The organism is Pararcticibacter amylolyticus, from assembly GCF_003130405.1.
Taxonomy (GTDB): Bacteria; Bacteroidota; Bacteroidia; order Sphingobacteriales; family Sphingobacteriaceae; genus Arcticibacter; species Arcticibacter amylolyticus.
The window spans coordinates 14,293-20,108 of sequence record NZ_QEAS01000037.1; the positions used below are offsets into that span (position 1 = coordinate 14,293).

The following is a 5,816-nucleotide window of genomic DNA, read 5'->3' on the forward strand; positions in this document are numbered from 1 at the left end:
ATACAAAGAATGAAACAGCAGGCTTCAAAGAACATTTATATCATGAAGCTAACAAAAAATCAATGTGAATATATAGTGAAAAGATTCCGGGAAATGAGGACTCGGGAAGATTTTCTCCACTTAGCTAACTACGCAAAAAAAATAATCTATGGCGAAAAGGCCTATGATTTTAAATTGAATCAACTGACTTACTATTCAAATCCTCGGGTTAATCCAAATCGATACCGGACCTTTACGGTAAAAAAAAAGTCTGGTGGTGTTCGGATGATCCATGCACCAACCAAAGGATTGATGGAAATTCAGAAATCGCTTAATCTGATCTTGAACTGTGTTTTTAACGCCCATTCATCTGCATTTGGTTTTGTACCCGGGAAGTCCATCCGAGACAATGCCGCTGTACACGCCGGAAACTATTACGTTTATAATATAGACTTAAAGGATTTCTTCTTTAGCATTGATCAAGCCAGGGTCTGGAAATGTTTTCAGTTGGCGCCGTTTCTGCTCGGCAAAAAAACGGACACTTTGAATGATGAGAAGGGCAAGAATCTGGAAGTGGTTAATATGATCAGCGCCTTATGTTGCGCTGAGATCGAAACCGGTATGCAACAAACCGACGGCACACTGAATATTGTAAAAAAGAATGTCGTACCCCAGGGGGCACCAACCTCACCGATAGTGACAAACATTGTTTGCCAGAGGTTAGATTTTTTGTTGGCGGCGGCTGCTAAACGGTTTGGACTGAAGTACTCTCGCTACGCTGACGACATCACCTTTTCCTCATTGCACAACGTTTATCAAACAGATAGCGACTTTATTGCCGAAATTAAAAGGGTTATAAAGGAACAAGGCTTTCAAATTAACTCTTCAAAAACGAGACTTCAAAAGATGGATGAGCGTCAAACGGTCACAGGATTGGTGGTTAATAAAAATGTCAACGTACCGCGGAACTATATAAAAAAAATGCGCTCCTGGCTATATTTATGGGAGAGATATGGTTACGAAAAAACCTATTCTTTTTTCTTAAACGACTATATTCGGGACAAAGGCCATTTAAAAAAGAGAACTCCGGACATGGCCAACGTGCTTCGTGGTAAATTGGAATTCTTAAAAATAGTAAAAGGCACAGACGACAAAGTATATCAACAACTTAATAACCGGTATACCGTACTGATCGCAAGAAACAGGAAGGACAGCCTAAATGATCGGTTGTTGAATTACTGGGAACTGCACGGCCTACATGCTGCCTGGGAGCATTTTAAAGCAGAAACTGGCATCATGACCATTGACAAATTTTTGGATAAACTCTTAAAAGAAACAGTGACAGACGATGAACGCAAAAATAAGCTCCTTAAGCTGATTCAAAGCAGCTTAAATACATCTTCGTTACTGACTAAATCAACATCCAAATTTACCATTCCCGACAACGAAAAACTGAATATGCCCAAACGTGTAGCAGATTTTATGAGTCTTTTCGACGATCCGGCTGGATTAAAATACCTAACTCACGATTTTGACGAAAGCGATCAAATATTTGACATCGAAAGCTTTTTACCCCAAACCCGCAAAGTATTTGAAGATAAGACCAAACCAGGAAACTTAACTATCCCGTCATCACTCTGGAAGATCGTCTATGAATTTGCATTTTCAGAAACACCAGATTGGAACAAAGGATGTAAGGATGGATGGTCGCTTCCAGATCGCATTAAATGGTCCATCGATTCAAAGAAACATCTGAAACGAAATGAGGGCTTTGCTGCCACAATCGAATCTTTTCGAAAGCTCACTAGGATCGAAGCACCTGAATTGAAAAGGCTGATCAATCAAATTGTTAAGGAGAAATTGGGGGATAAGTATCCCGAGTGCACTATCAAACTTAAAGATTGTGAAAAAGCTGACTTCTATACACATGTCGCTTATTTCAGCGAAGCTATCAAGCTCCTGCTGGACGGATTTAACAAGCGTATTGGTGAATGCAAGGAAATAGCAATTACTTATACAAGGAAAAACGATGATCCTTACCGTTTAAGAATCATCACATTAGAACACGTCGGTTCTTTTCCGATGAAGCCCTTGGATGACTTTTTTCGGGACCTCGGAAACGGCAAAGGTGAATTGGCTGATGCTCGGAACAAACTGACCGGATATTGCGACTGGGCGATCGAAACCATATGGGATAGCAAACTGGTCAGAATCACCTTGCTGGGTGCGGGAAACGAGATCGAATATTTGCCTAATACAAAGGAGGTCAGTAACAGAATAACAGGCTTTACTCATATTTTAACGTTTTACCAAAAATGATTTATCTAGTCGACGATAATAAAAATGACATGCGTGCAAGCCAGTTCGGCGTTTTCTTCGTCGAGCAAGGTACCTATTCTTCGGTATTGAAACCGGTAACCGCACTTCCCCGACTGGCCGATCTTTCGTTTTTGAAAGGTGCTGCTTGTATTTTAATCCATAAAACCATGGAAGACTGTGACCAAGAGGGAAATTATATCCAAAACTCGCATGAAAACGTAAACAATATCATAGAAGTCATCGCTGACTACGGTTCCAATATTCCGCTAGTGATTTTTAGCAATAGAATAAAAGAAACTGAATATGATCCGAATGAAAACCCCGATTGTGTTTTCCAAATCAATAAAACACTTTTTTACAGCAGGCTGGACGAATTTATCAAGCTATATCAACGTAAGAAAAAGATAGAGTTCCGTTTATTGACTGAAGGCATTGGTTATCAGACCGCTGAAGCGGATCGCTTGGCCAATAAAATACTCGACAGCCTAATCAGATTTCCGTCGGATAAAGCTTTTAGAGCAGATATGATCGATCTGGAGATATTTGAAAGTTTTTATACTTACACCGGAATACCTGATTCAGGCAGCTCATTTATCAACGAACTGGAACAATCAGGCACCTCGGTCAAGGAATTTAAAGACAACATCACCCTCATTAACGAAAGTCTCAGTCTCTATGGCAAAAACATTTATAATTGGAAGAAGTAATGAAGCGATACCTGGAGATGCAGGCTATCCGATCATCGAGTTGCCGCTAATTTCAACCGACGAAGAAATACACGATTTTCTAGAAAAAGCGATTAAAGATCACGCTTTTGATATGCTGATCATTCCGCTTGTCCCTGGAGAAATAATCCTTCGATTGAAGATAGCATTACATATCAGGTTAACCGAAAGTTTGCATGAAAAACGCTTAATACCGATCCTCTTTACATCAAATGATCGGTTTGCCAAAATACATAACACTGCGGGTTCGCTCGGTAATCTTTTAAGCACCGCTGGATGTAAATACGTTGAATATGAAAAGTCAGCAGTCAGCAAAGTGATTACCACATTACAACCGCTCGGTGTCGACGACTATAAATCGCAATTTTTAAATTCAATCATTATCCATCCTGATGAAAAAAGCGGTAAACATTCTTTGGCGAATCAGTGGGGAGCTATTAGCTTAAGTCGTGCAGCAAACCTAACCGTCGAAATGTCTGATCCAGAGCTGAGTAAAAGTAGTAAACAACTATATTTTAAATACGTCAGCGCACTAAACGATAATTACAGTAGTATCGGTCGTGGAGGCCTACGTGTACTGGGGCACGTCTCCATTGGTTTGCCCGATAAAATTAAATCTAATGGTAAGCGTATTTTATTGATTGATGATGAAGCCGAAAAAGGCTGGGCAAGCGTATTAAGGAAGATTTTCAAAACGTCCAAAGCTAACGATTTTCAGGTCATTAATGAAAAAATCAGAGACGTCAAAAACTTAAACGTAACAAGCAAAGAGCTGATTGACACCGGCAATTTTGACCTTTATTTGATAGATCTCCGACTTGACGGATCGAATGAAGAAAAAACTGTCACGCCAGACAGCTTTTCCGGAGCGAAACTGCTTCAATATATCAAAAGCCAAAACGAGGGAAACCAGATTATCATGTTTACGGCATCCAATAAGGCATGGAACATGAAATCGTTACTTGACGCTGGTGCGGACGGCTATTATATCAAAGAATCGCCGGAATTTAAGTTTCCAGTCAGTTTCTCCAAAGAAAATTACGGAAATTTTAAAAATGAAGTCCAAAAATGTTTTGAGCTTGGTTTTTTAAAAAACATCGTTACTCTCCATCGAGATATTCAGAATATTATTGATCAACGTTCTTCAGCTGTGTCACACAACTACCGGCAGTTTTACAACCGTAGTATCTCATCGCTTGCTATCAGTTTGGAACTTTTAAAAAAGACTGTGAGCAGTAAGAAGTATTTTAACTTGGCCTACCTCACTTACTATCAATTGTTAGAAGAATTTGTTGCCCAGCGTGAAAATCTGGAAGTTACTGCCCAATTGGAATGGTATGTAAACAACAGGAGTCAAAAAGTCATCACCAACAACGGATCCAATTGCAGATGGGAACTGACGCATCATCAAGATAAAAATAATGGTGACTATTTTACTAAGGTACGAAATAACAGAGTCCCCAGAGATCAAACAGTTGGCACTTTAGCTAAAGTATCTTTCGTCCTGGCGTTTCAATTCGGGAAAAGCGACTCAGACTTAAAGGAATGGGGAAAGATAAACCAGATAAGAAATCAGAAAGCCGGGCACGGAAACAATCGCCATTTCGTTACCTTACAGGAATTAAACAACTTGCTAGCAATCGTTGAGCTGTTTTTAAAACGATAAATTGGTTTATTGTAAACTACATCCCTGATATTCTAGTTCAAATTCTACAGGTTAATTTCCATACTGAGTTTCAGCTAACTAATGCATAAAGTATAGACCCGGTTGAATATTGTATATATTGGTGATTTTGAGCAAGTGTAATCGGGAAAAACAATACTGCCATCGCAGGCAATCAGCGATTCAGGCAATACCAACCTCCACCCGCGCATTACCAATTGAAATTGCAGAAATAAGAATATTCAGAGATCGAAAACGAGTAGGAACTATGATTGGGGACACGCTCCTTAATCAGTAAAACACTATTTAGACGGTGGACTTAGCTTTATTAACTATCAAGTCAATGTGCGAAGGGATGACACAAACTGACCCTAAAAAGATTGTTCCTGTTTATCTCGAAGTGAAATAACAAATTTATACATCTCTATAAAAGACTAGCTGTCAAAAGAGTTTTGATAAATTACCGCAATTTAATAGGACAATCATTGCTTTTAGACTCCTTGGCTCCGATATATTATATAGAAGTGTTTCTGGATACTTGTGATCCTGCAAATTAAATGCTAATTTGTTTAGTATAATTGTCTGTTATGAAACTGAAGGTAGGGCAGCGTTTCAAAGTGGCGTCGGCGATAGCAGAGAAATATGAAAAAGAACTGGGGAAATTTAGTTTTGTCGTTGAAATAACGTCATTGAAAAATTATAGCCCCAGTCCTATATGTCCGCCGACGAGGAATATTTATTTTGAAGTTGTTGATTGGGATGCCAATGATGGGTATCGTCGGGATAGGATCTGGTTTGCGTGCTATAGTATCGGTATAGGACATGATAAATACGGGGATGCTTCTATGAACTTCTCTCCGGATCATATTAATGGTGAAGGGGATTGGTATCTTCCTGATCTGTTCCGTTGGCAGCATCTTTTTCTTTATCTTTATCGGGGCGGCGCTGTAATGCCAATTGAAGATAATTCCAGTGAGTTCGGCTAAATCCGCATCGGATAACAATACGGAATGAAGTCAGAACAGATCCCGACAGGCTTCTCACCCGCATGAATATCAAGGACTTTATTTTTTCCTCTCATTTTATGAAGCAATATCAGCAATATGCGAAAGATCATAACAAGACGCCTA

General features: G+C 39.4%; 4 protein-coding genes. All 4 read left to right on the top strand.

Going from position 1 to position 5,816, the window contains the following annotated elements; translation table 11 throughout:
* Positions 1-2,298, top strand: a 2,298-nt coding sequence (locus DDR33_RS24255; RefSeq protein ID WP_238387935.1) for a reverse transcriptase family protein, incomplete at its 5' end; no start/stop codon positions are given.
* Positions 2,295-3,005, top strand: coding sequence for a hypothetical protein (locus tag DDR33_RS24260; protein WP_109418395.1), 711 nt, complete (start codon positions 2,295-2,297; stop codon positions 3,003-3,005). The genes DDR33_RS24255 and DDR33_RS24260, both read left to right, overlap by 4 nt.
* The gene (locus tag DDR33_RS24265; RefSeq protein WP_109418396.1) at positions 2,974-4,689 is read left to right on the top strand and encodes a response regulator; all 1,716 of its coding nucleotides are present in this window, start codon (positions 2,974-2,976) and stop codon (positions 4,687-4,689) included. The genes DDR33_RS24260 and DDR33_RS24265 overlap by 32 nt, the downstream gene beginning before the upstream one ends.
* Before the next feature lie 584 nt (positions 4,690-5,273).
* A complete protein-coding gene (locus tag DDR33_RS24270) occupies positions 5,274-5,672 on the top strand; it encodes a hypothetical protein (RefSeq protein ID WP_109418397.1) in 399 nt (132 codons plus the stop codon).
* The last annotated feature ends 144 nt before the right edge of the window (positions 5,673-5,816 follow it).